The following is a 19,790-nucleotide window of genomic DNA, read 5'->3' on the forward strand; positions in this document are numbered from 1 at the left end:
GGGAGGTCCGAAGGGTGATTGATGCGGCCCCGGGGCGCAAGCGGGTGTTGAGACGAACGCCGCGCCCCGAGGCCCAGGCGTGCCGGCCCGGGAAGGCCGACACGCTTTCGGTTGCGCGCCGTCAGCGCGCCGCCACCGTCTTCGGCAGCTTGAACGCCCAGAAGCTGCCGCCCTGGTTGATGCCGGCGGTGGACTTGGCGACCTCGCCGCCCCAGAGCGGCACCGCGCCGCCCCAGCCGGCCGCGACGCCGACCCACTGCTCGCCGTCCTGCTCCCAGGTGATCGGCGAGGAGACCACGCCGGTGCCGACCTGGAACTTCCACACCTCCTCGCCGGTCTTGGCGTCGAAGGCCTTCAGGAAGCCCTCCGGGGTACCGGTGAAGACGAGGTTGCCCGCGGTGGTGAGCACGCCGGCCCAGAGCGGGGCCTTGTTCTTGTACTCCCAGACGACCTTGCCGGAGGTCGGGTCGATCGCCTTGAGCGAGCCGATATGGTCGTCGAAGACCGGCTTGATGGTGAAGCCGGCGCCGAGATAGGCGGCGCCCTTCTTGTAGTTCACCGGCTCGTTCCAGATATCCATGCCCCACTCGTTGGACGGCACGTAGAACAGCTTGGTGTCGGGGCTGTAGCCGATCGGCATCCAGTTCTTGCCGCCGAGGAAGCTCGGCACCGCGAAGACCGACTTGCCCTTCTTGTCGTCGCCCTGGGCCTTGCTCGGGTCGCCGGGCCGGTTCTCCTCGTTGTAGATCGGGCGGCCGTTCTCATCGATGCCCTTGGCCCAGTTGATCTTCTCGACGAACGGCGTCGCCGAGATGAACTTCCCGTTGGTGCGGTCGAGGACGTAGAAGAAGCCGTTGCGGTCGGCGGTGGCGCCGGCCTTGATGGTCTTGCCGCCCTTGTTCAGGTCGAACGGCACGAACTCGTTGACGCCGTCGAAGTCCCAGCCGTCGTGCGGGGTGGTCTGGAAGCCCCAGACGATCTCGCCGTTGTCGGGGTTGAGGGCGAGGCGCGAGGAGGTCCACTTGTTGTCGCCCGGCCGCAGCCAGGAGTTCCACGGGCCCGGGTTGCCGGTGCCGAAGTAGATCAGGTTGGTCTCGGGGTCGTAGGTGCCGCCGAGCCACGTGGCGCCGCCGCCGAACTTCCACATGTCGCCCGGCCAGCTCTCGTTGACCTTGCCGGTCATGGTCGAGGGTTTGCCGTTGAGCTCGCCCATGTGGCCCTCGATCACGGGGCGCTTCCAGACCACCTCGCCGGTCTCGGCGTCGCGGGCCTCGATCCGCCCGATCACGCCGAACTCGCCGCCCGACACGCCGGTGATGATCTTGCCCTTCACGATGATCGGGGCGGCCGTGTAGCTGTAGCCGGCCTTGAAGTCGTCGATGTCCTTGCGCCAGACGACCTTGCCGGTCTTGGTGTTCAGGGCGACGAGCTTGGCGTCGAGCGTGCCGAAATAGACGTTGTCCTTGTAGAGGGCGGCGCCGCGGTTCACCACGTCGCAGCAGGGCAGGATGCCCTCCGGCAGGCGGGCATCGTATTCCCACTTCTTCTCGCCGGTGCGGGAGTCGATCGCGTACATGCGCGAATACGAGCCCGTGACGTAGATGATGCCGTCCTTGACCAGCGCCTGGCTCTCCTGGCCGCGCTGCTTCTCGCCGCCGAACGAGAACGACCACGCCGGCACGAGGCTCTTGATGTTGTCGCGGTTGAGGGTCTTCAGCGGGCTGAACCGCTGGGCCTGCGGCCCGAGGCCGTAGGTGACGACGTCGCCGGGCGTCTTGGCGTCGTTGATGATGTCCTGCTCGCTCACCCCCTGGGCCATGGCCGGCAGGGCACCGCCCGCCACGAGGGCGGCGACGCCCACCGCGGCGAGGAACCGGGTCCGCATTCTCATGACGTCTCCTCCGTGATCGTCTCCGGTCCCTGCGGCCGGAGCTTTCGGGTTTCGGCGCGAGCCGCACGAGTCGCGGGGCGCCCCCTTGGAGAACGACGCTATCGCTGTTCTCAGGAAAGTCTTATTGGCCATTGGTCCAATAAGACAATCGGTTCAATGGCCGAGAAGAAAGTATTCGGTGAATCAAGAACAGCTGCCGCCCCGGCGCTGCGCGCCGGTCGGGGACGGAATGCACGGCCGGGTCCGTTCGACGCGCCGGTCTCGAACGGGCCGTTCGAGGGACGCTGAGATCCGACCCACGACCACATCCTGAGGCGCCGGAGCACAGTGAAGGCCTCGAAGGAGACCTCCAGATGGTCGGGACATCCCTGCAGATCTCCTTCGAAGCTGCTGCGCAGCACCTCAGGATGCCGTTGAGACTTGGAGATCCGGCTTCGGACAGTGATTTCTCCTTCCCCTCATCGTCCTCCGCCGGAGAGCGGCTCAGCGCCGCTCAGTACCCCTTCGGCGGCGTGTAGGTGACGCCGTAGGTCTCGCAGATCGCCTTGAGGCCGCCGTCCGCGTTCAGCGCCGTGATCGCGTCCCCGACCGCGTAGGCGAGGTCGCGGGAATCAGTGCGCACCGCGCCGCCGATCTCCCAGCGGGTCTTCACCAGCCCGGTCGAGGGGATCGTGGCGATCGGGTTGTCGTCCTTCGGGGCCTTCGCGGCGAACAGGGCGGCCTCGATCGCCGCGCGGGTGCCCGCCAGGATCGGCGCCTCGCCGGCGAGATAGGCCGTCGCGGCCTCCGCGAAGCTCTTGTAATGCTTCAGGTTCGGGCGGAAGCGACCGCCCTGCGCGGTCAGCAGCATCAGGTCGGCGGCGCTGGTGCCTTCCAGGGCGACGGTCCTGTCGCCGATGTCGTCGAGCCTGTCGAAGCCCTCCAGGGCGTCCTTCCGGTACGCGAAGGCGATCTCCTGCTCGACATACGGGGCGGTGAAGAACACCTGCTCGTTGCGCAGGGCGAGCTGCCGGTCGGTCGGCACGTGCAGCATCAGGTCGGCGAGGGGCGTGCCGGCGAGATCGCCCCGCCACAGGTTCAGGCGCAGGTCGCCATCTACGTTCTCGCCGGCATCGACCACGCGCAGGTCGAGCTTCACCTTCAGCCTGTCGGCGATGGCTTGCGCGAGATCGGCATCGATACCCCGGGCCTTGCCCGTCCCCGCGTCGGAGAACGGCGCGTTGTCGCCGTAGACCGCCACCCGCAGGGTACCGTCCGCCACGACCTGATCGAGCGGGCGCGCGGCCGCCTCCGGCTGGAACCGGAGGGCCAGAAGCAATCCACAGGCGAGGAGGAGCCGCGCGCTACTCCTCATGCTTCGACTCGATGTAGCTGCGGATCGCCCAGAGGCCTTCCTGCGAGATCACCCCGTCGAAGGCCGGCATCTTGGTCACGCCGTTGATGACGGCGCCGTGCTTCATGCGCTCGACGAAGTATTCGTCGCCCTCCTTGCCCTGCGGCAGGTAGCGCAGGTCCGGGGCGAGGCCGCCGGAGATCATCTCCAGGCCGTGGCAGCGGGCGCAGTTCTGATTGAAGCCCGAGGCGCCGATCGCGATGGCGTGCTTGTCGCCCTTGTAGGGGTTCTCGGCGACCCACTCGGTGCCGAGCGGCTTCAGGCCGTCGGTGTTGACCGGCTGGGGCTGGACGTCGCCGTGTCCGAGGGCGCTGCCGGCGGCGAGGGCCAGCCCCAGCGCCGCGAGCATGCCGCCCGCCGCCGTCTTCATGGTGCGCATCCGCCGCCTCCCCTCGTTGTTGGACGAGGGTTAGCAAGGTTCGGGCAGCGGACCCATTATGCTTTGGTACGGATCTATAGGCTGATCGCCATCCACGACTTGTGTTGCACTGCATCATGATTGATGGGTGCACCTTGGTCCAATATCGGCGGGCACAACTCCGCTTCTAGACTCCGGCTCAACGACAAGGGACGCGGGGCTGGAGGAAACGGGCGGGGATGGTGTCCTCCGGTGCGCGACGGGCCAGGAAACGCGGAGGGCCGCAGGCCGCCCTGCGGCTGGCCGTCGTCCTGGCGGCTCTCGCGCCGGTCTCGCCCGGGCGGGCCGCGCCCGCGCCGGCGGGTCCGCCCCTGACGATCCAGTACCTGGAGCGGCGGGTCGAGCGGCCGGTGCCGCTGAACAACGAGGATCCGATCCCCGCCGATGAGGGGGCGAAGGGCGCGGAACTCGGCCTGAAGGATTCGAACGCCACGGGCCGCTTCCTCGGCCTGAGCTTCGGCCTCGACGCGAAGGTGGTCGAGCCGGGCGACGACATCCGCCAGGCCTTCCGGGATCTCGCCGACCGCCGCTTCGTGGTGCTCAACGCGCCGGCCGCCGACGTCCTCGCCCTCGCCGACCTGCCGGAGGCGAAGGGCAGCGTGCTCCTCAACATCGGCGCCCCGGACACGCGCCTGCGCGACGCCGATTGCCGGCGGAACCTGCTCCACGTCCTGCCGTCCCGCGCCATGCTGGCCGACGCGCTGGTGCAGTTCCTCGCCTTCAAGCGCTGGTCCCGGATCCTGCTGGTGACCGGGCCGGCGCCGGGTGATGCGCTCTACGCCGAGGCGCTGAGGCGCAGCGCCCGGAAGTTCGGCGCGCGGATCGTCGCCGAGTCGCGCTACGACCCGCAGGGCGGCGACGTCCGCGACACGGCTTTGCGCGAGTTCGCCCTGCCGACCCGCGGGCCCGAGCACGACGTGGTCGCGGTGGCCGACGAGGCGGGCGCGTTCGGCGCGAGCCTGAACTACAACACCGCCTCCCCCCGCCCCCTGGTCGGCACCCAGGGCCTTGCGCCGGCCGCCTGGGGGCGCCCCGTCGAAGCCTGGGCCGCCGTGCAGCTCCAGGGCCGGTTCCGGAAGCTCGCCGGCCGCGCCATGCGGCCCGTCGACTGGGCCGGCTGGATGGCGGTGCATGCGGTCGGCGAGGCGGCCGTGAAGGCGCGCAGCGCCGATCCCGCGACGGTCCGCGCCGCCCTGACGGCGCCCGGCTTCGAGATCGGCGGCTTCAAGGGGCGCCCCCTGAGCTTCCGTGCCTGGGACGGGCAGCTGCGCCAGCCGGTCTTCCTGCTCTGGCCCGGGGCCGTGACCGCGACGGCGCCGATCGAGGGCTTCCTCCACCACCGCACGGAACTCGACACCCTCGGCCTCGACGAGCCCGAGAGTGCCTGCCGCGCCTTCTCGGGGACACCAGGATGAGCCGGCCCGCCGCCCTCGCGCTGCTCCTCTGCCTCGCAGGCCCCGCGCGGGCCGAGGAGATCTTCGTCTCGAACGAGCGCGACAACACCGTCTCGGTGATCGACGGCGACAGCCTGGAGGTGCTGCGCACCTTCCCGGTCGGCCGTCGGCCCCGCGGGCTGACCTTCTCGCAGGATGGGCGGGCCCTCTACGTCTGCGCCAGCGATTCCGACGCCGTGCAGGTGATCGATCCGGATACCGGCGAGGTGCGGCACAACCTGCCCTCCGGCGAGGATCCGGAGCAGTTCGCCCTGGCGCCGGACGGGCGCACGCTGTTCATCGCCAACGAGGAGAACGCCACCACCACGGTGGTCGACGCGCAGAGCCGCAAGGTGCTGGCGCAGATCGATGTCGGCATCGAGCCGGAAGGCGTCGCGGTGAGCCCGGACGGCCGCACCGCCGTCACGACCTCCGAGACCACCAACATGGTCCACTGGATCGACACCAAGAGCCTGGCGGCGGTGGACGCCACGCCGGTCGGCCAGCGGCCGCGCTTCGCCGCCTTCACGGCGGACGGGGCCCGGCTCTGGGCATCTTCGGAGATCGGCGGCACCGTGTCGGTGATCGACGTCGCCACCCGCCAGGTGATGCGGACGATCGAATTCGCCGTGAAGGGTATCGCGGCCGACCGGATCCAGCCGGTGGGCATCCAGCTTTCGAAGGACGGGCGCCACGCCTTCGTGGCCCTGGGGCCGTCCGACCGGGTCGCGGTGGTGGACACCGCGACCTATGCGGTCGAGAGCTACATCCTGGTCGGCCGCCGGGTCTGGCAGCTCGCCCTGAACGCGGCCGGCACGCGGCTCTTCGCCACCAACGGCGTCTCCGGCGACGTGACGGTGATCGACGCCGCGACGTTCAAGCCGATCAAGACCGTGAAGGTCGGCCGCTTCCCCTGGGGCGCGGCGGCGCGGCCGATGACGCCCGCGCAGGCGCCGGACGGGCGCGCCGCCGGTGCGGTGCCGTGAATCTTCCGCGATTGCGCATGGCCGCATCACCCGCTCCCGTGAGGGCGATCGGATCCACGCATCGGCAGCGGCGACGCGGCTACGGGACGGAGCGCGGGTCCCCTCTCCCGTGCGGGAGAGGGACAGGGTGAGGGACGTGCGGCATCCGGATAAGGCGCAGCGGACCCGAACGTCGACGGCGTGCTCCATGTTGGACGTTCCGATCCCTCACCCCAGCCCTCTCCCGCACGGGAGAGGGGGCCCGTCGCGCTCTGCCGCCAGCGGCCGTGCTCAACCCGGACGCGTGACCGACGCTGCCAGGGGCAGAGGCAGGCGTAAGGGGCGGCCGCTGCGGGGCGAGGTGTCTCCGCGCCCGCCCGCGCCCCGGGCCGCGGTGGGTGGCGGCCGGGGCGCGGGCCTGCTCCTGCGCGCCGCATTGCTGCTTCTCGCTGTCCTGGTCGCGCACCCCGCCGCCGCCGGCCAGCTCGATCGGGCCGGCCTCGAACGACACTTCCCGCCTCCGCTGGTCGTCGGCGAGAAGGACGACAGGCTCCCGGTCTGGCCCATCCTGAAGCAGCAGGCCGGGTCCTACGAGGTCTTCGCCTACGCCTTCGAATCCGTCGATCTCGCGCCGATCCCCGGCTTCGGCGGCACGCCCCCCGACCTGCTGATCGCGCTCGCCCCCGACGGCACCTTCCGGGACGTGACGGTGCTCTCGCATCACGAGCCGGTCTTCCTCGAAGGCCTCGGCCCGGAGCCGCTCTTCGCCTTCGTCGAGCAGTATGCGGGCCTCTCGGCCCGGCAGGCGATCCGGGTCGGCCGGCCGAACGCGCGGGCCGCCGGCGCCGCGCCCCAGACCACGGTGGACGGCATCTCCATGGCCACCGCCTCGACCCGGGTGATCAACCAGTCGATCCTCGCCTCGGCCCTGGCGGTCGCCCGCGCGAAACTCGGCTTCGGGGCGGCCAATGTCGGGTTGAAAGTCGAGGCCAGGCCCGATCTCTACGAGCCCCTGGCCCTGACGGACCTCCTCGCCCGCGGCTGGGTGAGGCGGCTGACGGTGACGAACGCCGACGCCGCGTCGGCCTTCAGGGGCACGGGCGTGGCGGACCCGTCCGAGGGACCGCCCGATGCCGCCCTGACCGACCTGTACGTCGCCGCCCTGGACCCGCCCGCGATCGGCCGCAACCTGCTGGGGCCGACCCGCTACGACGCGCTGATGCACGAACTCGGCCCCGGCAACCACGCCGTGATGGTGATCAGCGCCGGACCGGAGGACGCGCCCGAGAACCCGGTCGGCGACCGGTTCGTCCTGGGCGCCGTTCCCGAAAGGCTGGCGATCAGCCAGGGCGGCCTAATCGTGAATGCCCGCGACATGGCGGTGGAGCGCCGCGGGGCCGGCCTCGCCGAGGGCCTGCCGCCCGGACCCTGGACGATCCTGCGGATCGACCAGGCCGCCGGGTTCGACCCGTCCGCGCCGTGGGTGCTGACCGAGACGATCGTCCGCGAGCGCGGCCAGATCCTGTCCGAGAAGATCGCCCGGACCTTCACGGTCGAGACCGCCCTCCCCGCCGACCTGTTCACCCGGATCCGGCCGGATGACGGGCCGAGCTGGACCGACCCCTGGCGGGCCCGGGCGCCCGAACTCGCGTTGATCGGGCTAATGCTCGCCGTGCTGGTGCCGGTCCTGAGCCGACAGCGCGGGCTGGTGGCGGACCGGCGCCGCTTCGCCCTCTTCCGCCTCGGCTTCCTGGCGCTGACCCTCGGCTTCGTCGGCTGGTTCGCGCAGGCGCAGCTGTCGATCGTGACCCTCGTCGGCCTCGTGCGGGCCGCCACGGTGACCCACGACCTTGCCTTCCTGCTCTACGATCCGCCCTCGCTGGTGCTCTGGGCCTTCGCGCTGGTTGCCCTGGTCGCCTGGGGGCGCGGCACGTTCTGCGGCTGGCTCTGCCCCTTCGGCGCGCTCCAGGAATTCGTCGGGCTGCTGGCCCGGCCGCTGCGCATCCGCCCGGTCGCGGTGCCGCCCGGCCTCGACCGGGCACTGCGGTCGCTGAAATACGTCGTCCTCGCCGGCATCCTCGGCGCGGCCGCGGCGGGGTCGCCCCTCGCCGACACCTTGTCCGAGGTCGAGCCGTTCAAGACCGCCATCACCCTGTATTTCGTCCGGGCATGGCCGTTCGTCGCCTACGCGGCCGGGCTGCTGGTCCTCAACCTGTTCGTCTTCAAGGGCTTCTGCCGCTACCTGTGCCCGCTCGGCGCCGGCCTCGCCCTCCTCGGGCGGGTCCGGATCCTCGACTGGATCCCGCGCCGGGCGGAGTGCGGCTCGCCCTGCCAGCTCTGCAAGGTCCGCTGCCGCTACGGTGCCATCGCGCCCTCCGGCCGCGTCGATTACGCCGAGTGCTTCCAGTGCATGGAGTGCGTGACGATCATCCACGATCCCGGGCAGTGCGTGCCGGAGGTGGTGGCGCGCAAGCGGGGCCGCCGCGCCGCGCCCCGGCCGGTGACCGTCGGATGAGCGCGCCGGTCCACTTCGCGCCCGGCCGGCGCCGGCTGCTCGTCGGGGCCGCGGGGCTGGCCGCGCTCGGCGGCGTCGCGGCGTTCCGCGCGTACGCGGCGTCAAGGGGGCTGGCGCTGCGCACCCGCGCCGGCCTCGCCTTCGGCACCACCGTGGCGTTGACCGCCGCGGGGCCCGACCCATCCGCCATCGAGGCGGCGCTGAGCGACGGGTTCGCGGCGATGCGCGCCGTGGAGGACGCCGCCAGCCTGTTCCGGTCCGACAGCGCCCTGGCGCGGCTGAATCGCGATGGCGTTCTCGAGGCCCCCGACCCGCACCTCGTCGTCCTGCTGCGGTTCGCCCTCGCCCTCGCGGCCGAGACCGGCGGCGCTTTCGACCCGACAGTCCAGCCGCTCTGGCCGGTCTGGGCCCAGGCCGCCGCCCGCGGCGAGCGCCCCGGGGCGGAAGCCCTGCGCGCGGCCCTGGCGCGGGTCGGCTGGCAGCGAGTGCAGGTGGGGACGGACCGCGTCGTCCTGGAGCCCGGGACGGCCCTGACCCTGAACGCCCTGGTCCAGGGCTATGCCGCCGACCAGGTCATGGCGGCGCTCCGGGCGCGCGGGATCGCGGATGCCTTCGTGGATACCGGCGAGTTCGGCGCCGCCGGCGCGCATCCCGACGGCACGCCCTGGCGCCTCGGGCTGGCCGATCCCCGCCATCCCGGCGCGGTCGCCGCCGTCATCGCCCCGTTCACGGGCTTCGCCGCGACCTCGGGCGACTACAACATGAGCTTCTCGGACGACCGCGCCGACCATCACATCTTCGATCCGGCCACCGGCCGGTCGCCGCGCGCCCTGTCGTCCGTAACGGTGACCGCGCCGACGGGGCTCGCCGCCGACGGGCTGTCGACGGCCTGCATGGTCCTCGGCCGCGCGCGCGGCGCGGGCCTCGTCGCGGCCCGTCCGGGCTGCGCCGTGCGCTTCACCGGCAAGGGCTGACACATCCGGCTCCGGTGCGCGGGGCGAGGCCCGAACCGCGCCACGCGCTCTGCCCCCGCGGGGGCGATGGCTCTACGGATGGTCCGATCCGCGGCGCAGGCCCTGCATGCGTCCGCACCGGAGAGGACCGTCGGGAGAACGCGCGTGACCGAAGCGACCGGGCCGTACTGGCCGACGCAGGACTGGGCCGAGCAGGACCCGGGTGCGGCGGGGCTCGATGCCGGGCGGCTCGCGGACGCGGTCGCCTTCGCGGAGGCCCACGAGAGCGCGTGGCCGCGCAGCCTGTACTATCCCGACGGGCGCTACGTCGGGATCGTCGAGTGGAACGAGACGGGGCCCTGGAGCGCCATCGACGGGCCGGTGCGTCCGCGGGGCGGCCCGGCTGGCGTGATCCTGAAGGGCGGCCGGCGCGTCGCCGCCTGGGGGGACACCGCCCGCCCGGACATGACCTTCTCGATCGCCAAGAGCTACCTCGCGGTGCTGGCCGGCCTCGCCCACGACGACGGACTGATCCCCGACGTCGACGCGCCGGTGCGGGACAGCGTCCCCGACCCGCTGCTCGACGGCCCGCACAATGGCGCGATCACGTGGCGCCACCTCCTGCAGCAATCGAGCGAGTGGCAGGGCACGCTGTTCGGCAAGTCCGATCAGGTCGACCATTTCCGGCAGATCGGCCCCGGCGCCGACAACAGCCGCAAGGGCGAGGCCCGCGCGCTGCGGCGCCCGGGCACCTACTACGAGTACAACGACGTCCGGGTGAACCTGCTGTCGTACGGCCTGATGCGCCGCTTCGGCCGGGCCCTCCCGGAGGTGCTCCGCGAGCGGATCATGGATCCGATCGGCGCCTCCCGCGACTGGGCGTGGCACGGCTACGACACGGCCTGGGTCGAGGTCGCGGGCGCGCGGGTCCAGTCGGTCCCCGGCGGCGGCCACTGGGGCGGCGGCCTGTTCATCGGGGCCGACGACCACGCCCGCTTCGGCCTCCTCGTCGCCCGCGGCGGCGCCTGGAACGGGCGGCAGCTCCTCTCGGAGCGCTGGATCCGCGCCATGCTGACGCCGTCCCCGACGCTGGACAGCTACGGCTACCTCTGGTGGCTGAACCGCGGCGCGGCCGCCAGGCCGCAACTGCCGGCCTCGGCCTTCAGCGCCCTCGGGGCGGGCAACAACGTGATCTGGTGCGATCCCGAGCATGACCTCGTCGCGGTGCTGCGCTGGATCGACAAGGCGGCCCTCGACGGGTTCCTGCTGCGCCTCGTGGCGGCCCTGCGCCCGTAGGCGCGCCGGCGGCGCTAGCGGCCCAGGACGTGATCGCCGAAGCTCCTGAGCACCGGCCGCATCTGGCGGCCGGCCGCGATATCCTGGCCGCCGCCTGCGCCTCGAACGGACAGGCGCGTCCGGCGCCGCGGCGTCCGCCCGGAGACGGCGACCGCCGCGGCGCGGCCGGGCTGGCGACGGTCGGCCTCTGAATCGTCAGAGCGCCGCGATGGTCTCGGCCATCGCGCGCGCCCGCGGCACGAGGCTTCCCACCTCCAGGTACTCCTCGAGCGAGTGGGCCTTGCCGCCCACCGGGCCCACCGCGCAGAGGGTGGGACAGCCGACGCTGGCGGTGAAGCCCGAATCGGCGCAGCCGCCGGCGAACTCGCCGGTGACGGGATGGCCGCCCTGCGCGCTCACCCGGGCATAGGTCTCGAACAGCGCCCGCGAGGCGTCGTCCTGCACGAGCGGCAGGAACTCGCCCTTGATGGTGAGATGCGCGGTGGTGTCCGGCACCGTCGATCCGGCCACGATCGCGGCGATCCGGCCCATGGCCGCCTCGCGGTCGGGTGGGGTCACGTAGCGCAGGTCGATCTCGCAGGTCGCCCGGGGCGCCACGGTGTTCACCGACTGGCCGCCGGCGATCAGGCCGACATTCACCGTGGTGCCGCGGTCGAGGTCGGTGAGGGCGTGGAACGCGACGGTCTTGTGGGCGAGCTCCAGGATGGCGCTGCGCCCGTCGGCGTAGTTGCCGCCGGAATGGGCCGCCTTGCCGAGCACCTCGAGATGCATGAACACCCCGCCCTTGCGGCCGGTGACGACGTTGCCGGTCGGCCGCCCCGGCTCGGAATTCAGCACCGCGCGGGCGCCTCGGGCGGTCTCCTCGATGATCGGGCGGCAGGCCGGCGAGCCGATCTCCTCGTCGCTGGTGAACAGGCCGACGAGCGGCACCGGGGCGCCGCCGGCCCGGTGGTAGGCGGCGAGCACGAAGGCGTTCATCACGAGGCCCGCCTTCATGTCGGCGACGCCGGGCCCGTAGGCGCGGCCGTCGGCGACCCGGAACGGCCGCCGCGTCGGCTCCCCTTTCGGGAAGACGGTGTCGCGATGGCCCATGAGCACGACCGGCCGGTTGCCGCCGCCGGACCCGGCCACGCTCGCCTTCACCGCGTCGCCGTAGCCCTCCACCGGGATCGTCGTGACCGGGATGCCGTGGCCGGCGAGGAACTCCGCGATGCGGATGCCGACCGCGTCGACGCCCGGCTTGTCGTAGGAGCCGGAATCGATGTTCACCAGCTCCTCGAGGAGCGACAGCATCGCGCCCTCCTGCCCGTCGAGCCACTGGAGAACGTCGGCGTCGCGTGCGGTCATGGATCGATCCTGGGCAAGGGTGATGGGACCCGGTCGCCGCGCCCGCCAGCGTGCGCGGTGTGTTGCGGGCCGGCTTCGAGCGAGCCCCGGTTTCCCGCGGCGAAGGTGCCTCGCCGGGTAGGCAAGGACGGCGCCGCGCATCCGTAGCCCGGACGGGGGGCGGTGCGCCTACTCGACCGTGACCGACTTGGCGAGGTTCCGGGGCTGGTCGACGTCTTTCCCCATGAACACCGCCGTGTGGTAGGCGAGCAACTGGATCGGCACCGCGTACACGATCGGCGCCACGGTGGCGTTGACCGCCGGCATGGTGAAGGTCGCCAGCGTGTCGAGGCCGTGCTCGGCCGCGCCCTTCGCGTCGCCGATCAGCACGATGCGGCCGCCGCGCGCGGCCACCTCCTGCATGTTCGAGACGGTCTTCTCGAACACCGCGTCGTGCGGGGCGATCACGATCACCGGCACGCTCTCGTCGATCAGGGCGATCGGGCCGTGCTTCAGCTCGCCCGCCGCGTAGCCCTCCGCGTGGATGTAGCTGATCTCCTTCAGCTTCAGCGCGCCCTCCAGCGCCATCGGGTAGCTGGTGCCGCGGCCGAGATAGAGCACGTCCCGCGCCTTGGAGACCTCCCGGGCCAGGCCCTCGATCGCCGCCTCGTGGGTCAGCGCCTCCGCCATCAGGCCCGGCGCCTTGATCAGCGCGTCGACCAGCCGACGCTCGCCCGCCGCGTCGAGGGTGCCGCGGGCGCGGCCCGCCGCGATGGCGAGGCACAGCAGCACGGTGAGCTGGCACGAGAACGCCTTGGTGGAGGCGACGCCGATCTCCGGCCCGGCCAGCGTCGGCATCACCACGGAGGATTCCCGCGCGATGGTCGAGGTCGGCACGTTGACGACGCTCAGCGTGTGCTGGCCCTGGCTCTTGGCATAGCGCAGGGAGGCCAGGGTGTCGGCGGTCTCGCCCGATTGCGAGATCACCAGCGTCAGCCCGTCCTTCTCCAGGGGCGCCTCGCGGTAGCGGGCCTCGGAGGCGACGTCGATCTCCACCGGCAGGCGGGCCACCTGCTCGAACCAGTACCGGGCGACGAGGCCGGCGTAGAAGGCGGTGCCGCAGGCGGTGATGTAGACGCGGCTGAGCTTGGCGAAGTCGAAGGGCAGCGACTCGGGCAGCACGACCCGGCCCTGCGCCATGTCGACGTAGTGGGCGAGCGTGCGGCCCACGACCTCGGGCTGCTCGTGGATCTCCTTGGCCATGAAGTGGCGGTACTCGCCCTTGTCGATCCGGTAGGCCTGCGTGGCGATCTTTTGCCGGGGCCGCTCCACCGTGGCGCCCGAGGCGTCCCGGATCTCGGCGCCCGCCCGGTTCAGGATCGCCCAGTCGCCCTCGTCGAGATAGGTGATGGCGTCCGTGAAGGGGGCGAGCGCCAGGGCGTCGGAGCCGAGATAGGTCTCGCCCTGGCCGAAGCCGACCGCCAGCGGCGCGCCGTGGCGGGCGCCGATCAGCAGGTTCTCCTCGCCGGCGAAGATAAAGGCCAGCGCGAAGGCGCCGCGCAGCCGCGGCAGGGCGGCGGCCACGGCCTCGACCGGGCCCATCTGCCGGTCCATGTTGCGGCTGACGAGCTGGGCGACGACCTCGGTGTCGGTCTCGGTCTCGAACACGACGCCGTCGGCCTCGAGCTCCTGCTTCAGCTCGCGGAAATTCTCGATGATGCCGTTATGGACGACGGCCAGACGCGCGGTGGCGTGGGGGTGGGCGTTGGTCTCGTTGGGCCGGCCGTGGGTCGCCCAGCGGGTGTGGCCGATGCCGAGCGTGCCGGTGAGCGGCTCCTCAGCGAGCTTGGCCTCCAGGTTGACGAGCTTGCCCGAGGCCCGGCGGCGCGCCAGCCGGCCGTGCTCCAGGGTGGCGATGCCGGCGGAGTCGTAGCCGCGGTATTCGAGCCGGCGCAGGGCCTCGATCACCTGTCCCGCCACCGCGTCGCGCCCGACGATGCCGACGATGCCGCACATGGGTGTGTCTCTCGCTGTCGTGCCCGGCTGGCCGCGCGAGGGTCTTGCGCAAGGTCCAGGCCGCCCCGCTTCATGCGGGGCCAAACGCGACTTGTACCGGATCGGGGCGGCGCAGGGCCAGCCCCGGCCCGTTCGGTCCGTCGGGCCTCAGCTCTTCCCGCGTCGCGCCTTCTCGGCCTGCAGCGCCGCGCGCTTCTTCCCGGCCCAGCCCGGTTTCACCGCCTGCCGGCCGCGGGCCACCGCCATGGCGTCCGCCGGCACGTCGTCGGTGATCACCGAGCCCGAAGCCACGTAGGCGCCCTCCCCCACCGTGACGGGGGCCACCAGCGCCGAGTTCGAGCCGATGAACGCGCCCGCGCCGATCGTGGTCTTGTGCTTGAGGACGCCGTCGTAATTGCAGGTGATCGTGCCGGCGCCGATATTGGCCTTGGCCCCAATCTCCGCGTCGCCGAGATAGGTGAGATGCGCGGCCTTGGCGCCGGCACCCATCCGGGCGTTCTTCAGCTCCACGAAATTGCCGAGCTCCGCGCCGGCCTCCAGCACGGCGTGACCGCGCAACCGGACGAACGGCCCGATCTTCACCCCCGCCTCCAGGCTGGTCTCGGTGAGATGCGCGAAGGCGCGCACGGTGCACCCGTCCGCCACCCGCACGCCCGGCCCGAACACCACGTTCGGTTCCACGATCACGTCGCGCCCCAGCACCGTGTCGTGGCTGAGGAACACCGTCTCGGGGGCGATCAGCGTGGCGCCGCCCAGCATGGCGGTGCGACGCAGCTGCGCCTGGAAGGCGGCTTCCGCAACACTGAGCTGCACCCGGTCGTTGACGCCCTGCGCCTCGGCCTCGTCCACCGGCACGACCGTGACCGGAAGCCCGTCGGCCACCGCCAGCGCCACCGCGTCGGGCAGGTAGTACTCGCCGGCCGCGTTGTCGTTGCCGATGCGGGCGAGCAGCGCCAGGGCGTGCCGTCCGGCGAGCGCCATCAGCCCGGCATTGCACAGGGTCACGGCCCGCTCTGCGGCGCTGGCGTCCTTCTCCTCGCGGATCGCCAGGACGCGGTCGCCCTCGGTCAGAACCCGTCCATAGCCGGTGGGCGTCGCCGTCTCGAAGGCCAGCACCGCCACCGCGGCGCCGTCGGCCAGGGGCGCCCGGAGGCGCAGGAAGGTCTCGGCCGAGACGAGGGGCGTGTCGCCGAAGGCGATCACCACGTCGTCGTCGGGCTCGGCCAGGATCTCCCGGGCGGCCAGGACCGCGTGGGCGGTGCCGAGGCGCTCGGCCTGCGGGAAGACCCGGGCGCCGGGGGCCGCCCGCGCGATCTCGGCGGCGACGTCGTCGCGGCCGGGCTCGGCCACCACGGCGATCCGGCCCGCCCCCGCCGCCTGTACGGCGGCCAGGACATGGCCGAGCATGCTGCGCCCGGCGATCCGATGCAGGACCTTCGGCAGGTCCGAGCGCATCCGCGTGCCCTTCCCGGCCGCGAGCACGATGGCGGTGAGGCTGCGCGGGGGCGTTCCGGTCGGGGTCATCGCAGGTCCAGGCGTCGAGCAAACGGCACGACGGATGGGCCGGACGCGCGCCCGGCGCAACCCCATCCGGGCGATCAGCGCAGCGCCAGGGCGGCGTGCTGGCCCGAACCGTGGGCGAAATGCTCGCGGCGGCGCTCGATCGAGCTCGGGATCCGCAGGGATTCCCGGTATTTCGCCACCGTGCGTCGGGCGATGTCGACGCCCTCCCCGCGCAGCTTCTGCACCAGCGCGTCGTCGGACAGCACGTCGTCCGGCGTCTCGCCGTCGACCAGCTGCTTGATGCGGTGGCGCACCGCCTCGGAGGAATGCGCGGCCGCGCCGGCCGCACCGGGGATCGCCGCGGTGAAGAAGTACTTCATCTCCAGGGTCCCCCGGCTCGTGCCGATGGCCTTGTTGGAGGTGACTCGCGAGACGGTCGATTCGTGCATGCCGATCGCCTCCGCCACGGTCTTGAGGTTCAGGGGCCGCAGGTGGGAGACGCCGTGGACGAAGAACCCGTCCTGCTGGCGGACGATCTCGGTGGCGACCTTGAGGATGGTGCGGGCCCGCTGCTCCAGCGAGCGGGTCAGCCAGTTGGCGTTCTGCAGGGCCTCAGACAGGAAGGCCTTGTCGCCCTCCGCGGCGGCATTGCGCGAGACGCGGGCGTAGTAGCTCTGGTTCACCAGGACCCGGGGGAGCGCCTCGCTGTTGAGCTCGACCAGCCAGGACCCATCCGGCGCGGCGCGCACGAACACGTCCGGAACCAGAACCTCGACGGCGCTCGATCCGAAGGCGCGGCCCGGCTTCGGATCCAGGCGGCGGATCTCGCCCAGCATGTCGACGAGGTCCTCGTCGTCGACGCCGCAGAGCCGGCGCAAAGCCGCGAAATCGCGCTTGGCGACGAGGTCCAGACGCGAGACCAGCGCCTGCATCGCCGGGTCGAACCGGTCGCGCTCGCGCAACTGGATCGCGAGGCATTCGGCGAGGTCGCGGGCCGCGATCCCGGGCGGATCGAAGGTCTGCACCAGCGCCAGCATCCGGCCGACGAGGGCGGGGTCGGCGCCGAGCCGCTCGGCCACGTCCGCCACGGTCTCGCGCAGGTAGCCGGCCTCGTCCACGGCGTCGATCAGGAAGCCGCCGATCAGCCGCTCGGCGGGATCGCGGGTCGCGAGATCGAGCTGGCCCGCGAGGTGATCGCGCAGCGAGGTCTCGGCCGTGAGGGTCGCCTCGAAATCGGGCGCCTCGGCGTCGAAGCTTCCCCCGGTGCTGCCGTAGGGCGGCGGCGTCAGCGAGAGCATGTCGCCCCCACCCGCCTCGCGCGCCTGGACCGGTGTCTCGTCCGGGAAGACGTTGTCGAGGCGCGTGTCGAAATCGCTCTCGATCTCGCCGCGGCTCGGGTTAAGGTCGGCGGACAGCCATGATTCGGGTTCCGTAACCTCCAGGCCGTCGGAGGAGGCATCGTCCGAATGGCCGCTCGATTCGGAGGTCTCGCCGGGGCCGGGCAGTTCCGGCTCGGCGCGCTCCAGCAGCGGATTGCGTTCCAGCTCGGCCTCGACATAGGCCGCGAGATCGAGCTGCGACAATTGCAGGAGTTTGATCGCTTGCAGAAGCTGCGGCGTCATCACCAGGGCCTGGCCCTGACGCACTTCCAGCCGTTGCACCAAACTCATGTGAGGCCTCGATGCCCTTCCGGCGCGGTTCGCCAGCCTGAGCCACGCTGCTCACGGCATGGTTCTTGCTTGCTCCGCCAGGCCTTCTCTAGCCCGATCTGTGGCGCGGGTCAAAGCGCGGCCTTGCACAGGCGTGTTGGCAACTGCGCTGAAGTTCCGGGGGTGTGGCGCTCCCGCTCCATCGCCAGGAGGCCACGGTCAGTCTGAGAGCAGGTCTCGGGGGCCGCTGTGTTCCCCTTTATCCCGGCGTGTCTGCCGAGATGTCCGACTAAGCTGCGCGTTGCTTTGTTCGGTTGCGGACGGTTCCGCGACGGGATGCGATATCCGCTCGCTATTGTCCGATGATCCGAGCATGGCTCCCTGGGCACAATGGCTCGCGGACTTGAGCTGGCGTGCCAATGCCGAATTCTGCGTACGCTTGCGGCCGATGCGACACCAAAACCGTCTTCTGGCTGCCCTATCCGAGGCGGATGGCGCGCTGCTCGGACCGCATCTCGAGGCGATCGACCTCCCATTGGGCCATGTGCTCGTCGAACCGGCGGCCGAGATCCCGTACGCGATCTTCATCGACACCGGCCTGTGTTCCATGGTGTCGACGCTCGACCAGGGCGGGCGCATCGAGGTGGGCCTGGTGGGCCGCGACGGCATGGCGACGCCGGCGCTGCTGCTGGGGACGGACACGATCCCGTACCAACTTTTCATGCAGGTTGCCGGTCACGGGCACCGGATCGCGGTGCCGGCGCTGCGCGACGCGGTGAAAGCCAGCGCTTCGCTGCGCACTCTTTTTCTGCGCTACGTCCAGACCTTCCTGGTTCAGGTGGCCCAGACCGCCATCGCCAACGCGGGGGCGCCTGCCGAGGAAAGGCTCGCGCGGTGGCTGCTGATGTATCACGACCGTCAGGACGGCGACGACCTGTCCGTGACGCATGAGTTCCTGTCGATCATGCTGGGTGTGCGTCGCCCGACCGTCACGGTGGCGATCCACACGCTGGAGGGGGCCGGCCTGATCCGGGCTCGGCGCGGGCGGATCCGGGTCCTGAGCCGTGCCCGCCTGGAGGAGGCCGCCGGCCAGACCTACGGGCCGGCCGAAACCGAATACGAGCGCTTGATCGGCCCGCTGCGGCGGTCTGAGGATTCGCCGGCGTAAGGCACCTCTGCGCCGACGAGGCCGGTTCATCGGTGATACCGACCGTATCCGAACGCCAGGTCCGCGGCGTGCCGACGCGCCGGTCACGTCCCCACCGGAGAGAGGCCGGCCGGGTATCGGTGCCGATGCGCCGCGTTCCGCCGCGTAGGCGGTGGCCCGCTGTCAGGGACACGCGGCCCTGTCCGCACCGCGATCGCCGTCTCTGCCCCGCAATCCGCGTCGGACCGGCTTGGACCGGGCCGGGCAGCCGCCGGCCTCAGACCGGCCCATGCCCCTCGGACCTCCAGGCGTGCTTGCACGGGACGTCGCCAGGGCCGGCTGTCCCGCACCGCGGAAGGGCCGCGATTCGGCGATCGTCACCAGGCCTGTCGCGCGGCGGCGGCAGTGCCGGGCGAAACCGGGCAGGCCCCGCTCCGCCTCAGGGCTGACCGGCCGGCCGTCGGAGAGGACGGCGCGGTGCAGGCGACGCGGGCCCGGAAGCCCGCTCGGTGCCATCCTCTTCCGCGTTGACCCGCCCGCACGCCGGATCGGCCAGGAGGTCGACGGGCGAGACCCGGCTCTACCAGCCGCAGTTCGGGACCGGCGGCTGGGCCTTGGCCATCGCCGACTTCTCGATCGGCACCATCGCGCCCCAGGCGTATTTCTGGGCGTGGGGCGTGACGTTGGCGAAGAGGCAGCCGAGCTGGAAGTGCGTCGCGCCCATCTCGCCCGAGAAGCCCATGCAGTCCAGGAACGTCCAGGTCTTGGGCACCGGGGTCATGGAGCGCCAGCGCGGCATCGCCACGGGCGAGCAGACCTTGACCGCCCCGGTGCCGTCATCGGCGTTGAGCGCATCGCCCGGGCTCTGCGCCGCGCCGGGCCGGACGCCCGGGCCGAGCAGCAGGGCCGCCGCGACGAGTGTCCGGCAGGTGATCAGGGCAAATCGGCTCATCGGGTCAGCGCATCGTCCACCACAGGGCCGCGAGGATCGCGAAGCCGAGGACGTTGTAGAGGATTGCCCAGATCCAGACACCCAGCACGGCGCGGCTCGGCTGGCGGGGTCTCGGCCGGCCGGGGCGCAGGCGATGGCGGTCCTCCGGCGTCGGCCAGATCGCTGCTCTGGGCGCCTTGAGGAGCCGCGTCAGCGCCTCCGGAAGATGCGGGCCGGGCGGTCCCTCGCCGGTCATGACGGTCTCGGATGCGGCGGGGGGCCTGTGCGGGGCGAAGCGGCACGCAGACGGACATGGGCGCAGGCCCTGCGGCCCTCAAGACCCACGCGCCGCAT

15 protein-coding genes are annotated in these 19,790 nt (G+C 71.9%); 6 read left to right on the plus strand and 9 right to left on the minus strand.

Features of this window, described 5'->3' with window-relative positions:
- Positions 1 to 121 precede the first annotated feature (121 nt).
- The 3 genes from GGQ91_RS04970 to pedF form a co-directional block, all read right to left on the minus strand.
- Positions 122 to 1,891, minus strand: a complete 1,770-nt coding sequence (locus GGQ91_RS04970; protein ID WP_053610266.1) for a PQQ-dependent methanol/ethanol family dehydrogenase — start codon at positions 1,889 to 1,891, stop codon at positions 122 to 124.
- Between the two features lie 493 nt (positions 1,892 to 2,384).
- Positions 2,385 to 3,245, minus strand: a complete 861-nt coding sequence (locus GGQ91_RS04975) for a substrate-binding periplasmic protein (RefSeq protein ID WP_053610267.1) — start codon at positions 3,243 to 3,245, stop codon at positions 2,385 to 2,387.
- Entirely contained in the window at positions 3,235 to 3,663 is a 429-nt protein-coding gene (gene pedF, locus GGQ91_RS04980) for a cytochrome c-550 PedF (RefSeq protein WP_236961383.1), read from the minus strand. The genes GGQ91_RS04975 and pedF overlap by 11 nt, the downstream gene beginning before the upstream one ends.
- A 218-nt stretch (positions 3,664 to 3,881) precedes the next feature.
- Here pedF and GGQ91_RS04985 point away from each other — a divergent pair, with 218 nt between their 5' ends.
- The 5 genes from GGQ91_RS04985 to GGQ91_RS05005 all read left to right on the plus strand — a co-directional run bounded on the left by GGQ91_RS04985 (position 3,882) and on the right by GGQ91_RS05005 (position 10,864).
- On the plus strand, positions 3,882 to 5,117 hold the full coding sequence (locus tag GGQ91_RS04985; protein ID WP_043387968.1) for an ABC transporter substrate-binding protein: 1,236 nt from the start codon (positions 3,882 to 3,884) through the stop codon (positions 5,115 to 5,117).
- Positions 5,114 to 6,121 carry a YVTN family beta-propeller repeat protein gene (locus GGQ91_RS04990; RefSeq protein WP_043351755.1) on the plus strand — a complete coding sequence of 336 codons (1,008 nt, stop codon included), beginning with the start codon at positions 5,114 to 5,116 and terminating at the stop codon, positions 6,119 to 6,121. The genes GGQ91_RS04985 and GGQ91_RS04990 overlap by 4 nt, the downstream gene beginning before the upstream one ends.
- Positions 6,122 to 6,461: 340 nt before the next feature.
- The gene (locus tag GGQ91_RS04995) at positions 6,462 to 8,615 is read left to right on the plus strand and encodes a 4Fe-4S binding protein (RefSeq protein ID WP_343066756.1); all 2,154 of its coding nucleotides are present in this window, start codon (positions 6,462 to 6,464) and stop codon (positions 8,613 to 8,615) included.
- The gene (locus GGQ91_RS05000; protein ID WP_182591500.1) at positions 8,612 to 9,589 is read left to right on the plus strand and encodes an FAD:protein FMN transferase; all 978 of its coding nucleotides are present in this window, start codon (positions 8,612 to 8,614) and stop codon (positions 9,587 to 9,589) included. Before GGQ91_RS04995 ends, GGQ91_RS05000 begins: the two co-directional genes overlap by 4 nt.
- Positions 9,590 to 9,733: 144 nt before the next feature.
- Complete coding sequence (locus GGQ91_RS05005; RefSeq protein ID WP_043380573.1) at positions 9,734 to 10,864, plus strand: serine hydrolase domain-containing protein; 1,131 nt, start codon at positions 9,734 to 9,736, stop codon at positions 10,862 to 10,864.
- A 195-nt stretch (positions 10,865 to 11,059) separates the two neighbouring features.
- Here GGQ91_RS05005 and GGQ91_RS05010 read toward each other — a convergent pair whose 3' ends face one another.
- From GGQ91_RS05010 to rpoN, 4 genes are all read right to left on the minus strand, one after another.
- Positions 11,060 to 12,211, minus strand: coding sequence for a M20 family metallopeptidase (locus GGQ91_RS05010; RefSeq protein ID WP_182591501.1), 1,152 nt, complete (start codon positions 12,209 to 12,211; stop codon positions 11,060 to 11,062).
- Positions 12,212 to 12,379: 168 nt separating this feature from the next.
- Positions 12,380 to 14,206 carry a glutamine--fructose-6-phosphate transaminase (isomerizing) gene (gene glmS / locus GGQ91_RS05015; RefSeq protein WP_043380577.1) on the minus strand — a complete coding sequence of 609 codons (1,827 nt, stop codon included), beginning with the start codon at positions 14,204 to 14,206 and terminating at the stop codon, positions 12,380 to 12,382.
- A gap of 147 nt (positions 14,207 to 14,353) precedes the next feature.
- Positions 14,354 to 15,730: a bifunctional UDP-N-acetylglucosamine diphosphorylase/glucosamine-1-phosphate N-acetyltransferase GlmU gene (glmU, locus tag GGQ91_RS05020; RefSeq protein ID WP_053610270.1), complete on the minus strand. Its 1,377-nt coding sequence runs from the start codon at positions 15,728 to 15,730 to the stop codon at positions 14,354 to 14,356.
- Positions 15,731 to 15,804: 74 nt separating this feature from the next.
- The gene (gene rpoN / locus GGQ91_RS05025) at positions 15,805 to 17,379 is read right to left on the minus strand and encodes an RNA polymerase factor sigma-54 (RefSeq protein ID WP_182591502.1); all 1,575 of its coding nucleotides are present in this window, start codon (positions 17,377 to 17,379) and stop codon (positions 15,805 to 15,807) included.
- Between the two features lie 427 nt (positions 17,380 to 17,806).
- On the opposite strand from rpoN, the gene GGQ91_RS05030 reads away from it, so the two are divergent.
- Positions 17,807 to 18,526: a Crp/Fnr family transcriptional regulator gene (locus tag GGQ91_RS05030; RefSeq protein WP_043353123.1), complete on the plus strand. Its 720-nt coding sequence runs from the start codon at positions 17,807 to 17,809 to the stop codon at positions 18,524 to 18,526.
- 559 nt (positions 18,527 to 19,085) lie between these two features.
- Here GGQ91_RS05030 and GGQ91_RS05035 read toward each other — a convergent pair.
- Positions 19,086 to 19,457: a hypothetical protein gene (locus tag GGQ91_RS05035; protein WP_182591503.1), complete on the minus strand. Its 372-nt coding sequence runs from the start codon at positions 19,455 to 19,457 to the stop codon at positions 19,086 to 19,088.
- A 4-nt stretch (positions 19,458 to 19,461) separates the two neighbouring features.
- Positions 19,462 to 19,692 carry a hypothetical protein gene (locus GGQ91_RS05040; protein ID WP_043353127.1) on the minus strand — a complete coding sequence of 77 codons (231 nt, stop codon included), beginning with the start codon at positions 19,690 to 19,692 and terminating at the stop codon, positions 19,462 to 19,464.
- Positions 19,693 to 19,790 lie beyond the last annotated feature (98 nt).

Origin of the sequence: Methylobacterium fujisawaense (genome assembly GCF_014138435.1) — a bacterium.
Taxonomy (GTDB): domain Bacteria; phylum Pseudomonadota; class Alphaproteobacteria; order Rhizobiales; family Beijerinckiaceae; genus Methylobacterium; species Methylobacterium fujisawaense.

Excerpts from the sequence above, each read along its gene's own strand:
- GGQ91_RS04970 (WP_053610266.1), bottom strand. The coding sequence starts at position 1,891 with ATGAGAATGCGGACCCGGTTCCTCGCCGCGGTGGGCGTCGCCGCCCTC.
- GGQ91_RS04975 (WP_053610267.1), bottom strand. The coding sequence starts at position 3,245 with ATGAGGAGTAGCGCGCGGCTCCTCCTCGCCTGTGGATTGCTTCTGGCC.
- pedF (WP_236961383.1), bottom strand. The coding sequence starts at position 3,663 with ATGCGCACCATGAAGACGGCGGCGGGCGGCATGCTCGCGGCGCTGGGG.
- GGQ91_RS04985 (WP_043387968.1), top strand. The coding sequence starts at position 3,882 with ATGGTGTCCTCCGGTGCGCGACGGGCCAGGAAACGCGGAGGGCCGCAG.
- GGQ91_RS04990 (WP_043351755.1), top strand. The coding sequence starts at position 5,114 with ATGAGCCGGCCCGCCGCCCTCGCGCTGCTCCTCTGCCTCGCAGGCCCC.
- GGQ91_RS05000 (WP_182591500.1), top strand. The coding sequence starts at position 8,612 with ATGAGCGCGCCGGTCCACTTCGCGCCCGGCCGGCGCCGGCTGCTCGTC.
- GGQ91_RS05010 (WP_182591501.1), bottom strand. The coding sequence starts at position 12,211 with ATGACCGCACGCGACGCCGACGTTCTCCAGTGGCTCGACGGGCAGGAG.
- glmS (WP_043380577.1), bottom strand. The coding sequence starts at position 14,206 with ATGTGCGGCATCGTCGGCATCGTCGGGCGCGACGCGGTGGCGGGACAG.
- glmU (WP_053610270.1), bottom strand. The coding sequence starts at position 15,730 with ATGACCCCGACCGGAACGCCCCCGCGCAGCCTCACCGCCATCGTGCTC.
- rpoN (WP_182591502.1), bottom strand. The coding sequence starts at position 17,379 with ATGAGTTTGGTGCAACGGCTGGAAGTGCGTCAGGGCCAGGCCCTGGTG.
- GGQ91_RS05030 (WP_043353123.1), top strand. The coding sequence starts at position 17,807 with ATGCGACACCAAAACCGTCTTCTGGCTGCCCTATCCGAGGCGGATGGC.
- GGQ91_RS05035 (WP_182591503.1), bottom strand. The coding sequence starts at position 19,457 with ATGAGCCGATTTGCCCTGATCACCTGCCGGACACTCGTCGCGGCGGCC.
- GGQ91_RS05040 (WP_043353127.1), bottom strand. The coding sequence starts at position 19,692 with ATGACCGGCGAGGGACCGCCCGGCCCGCATCTTCCGGAGGCGCTGACG.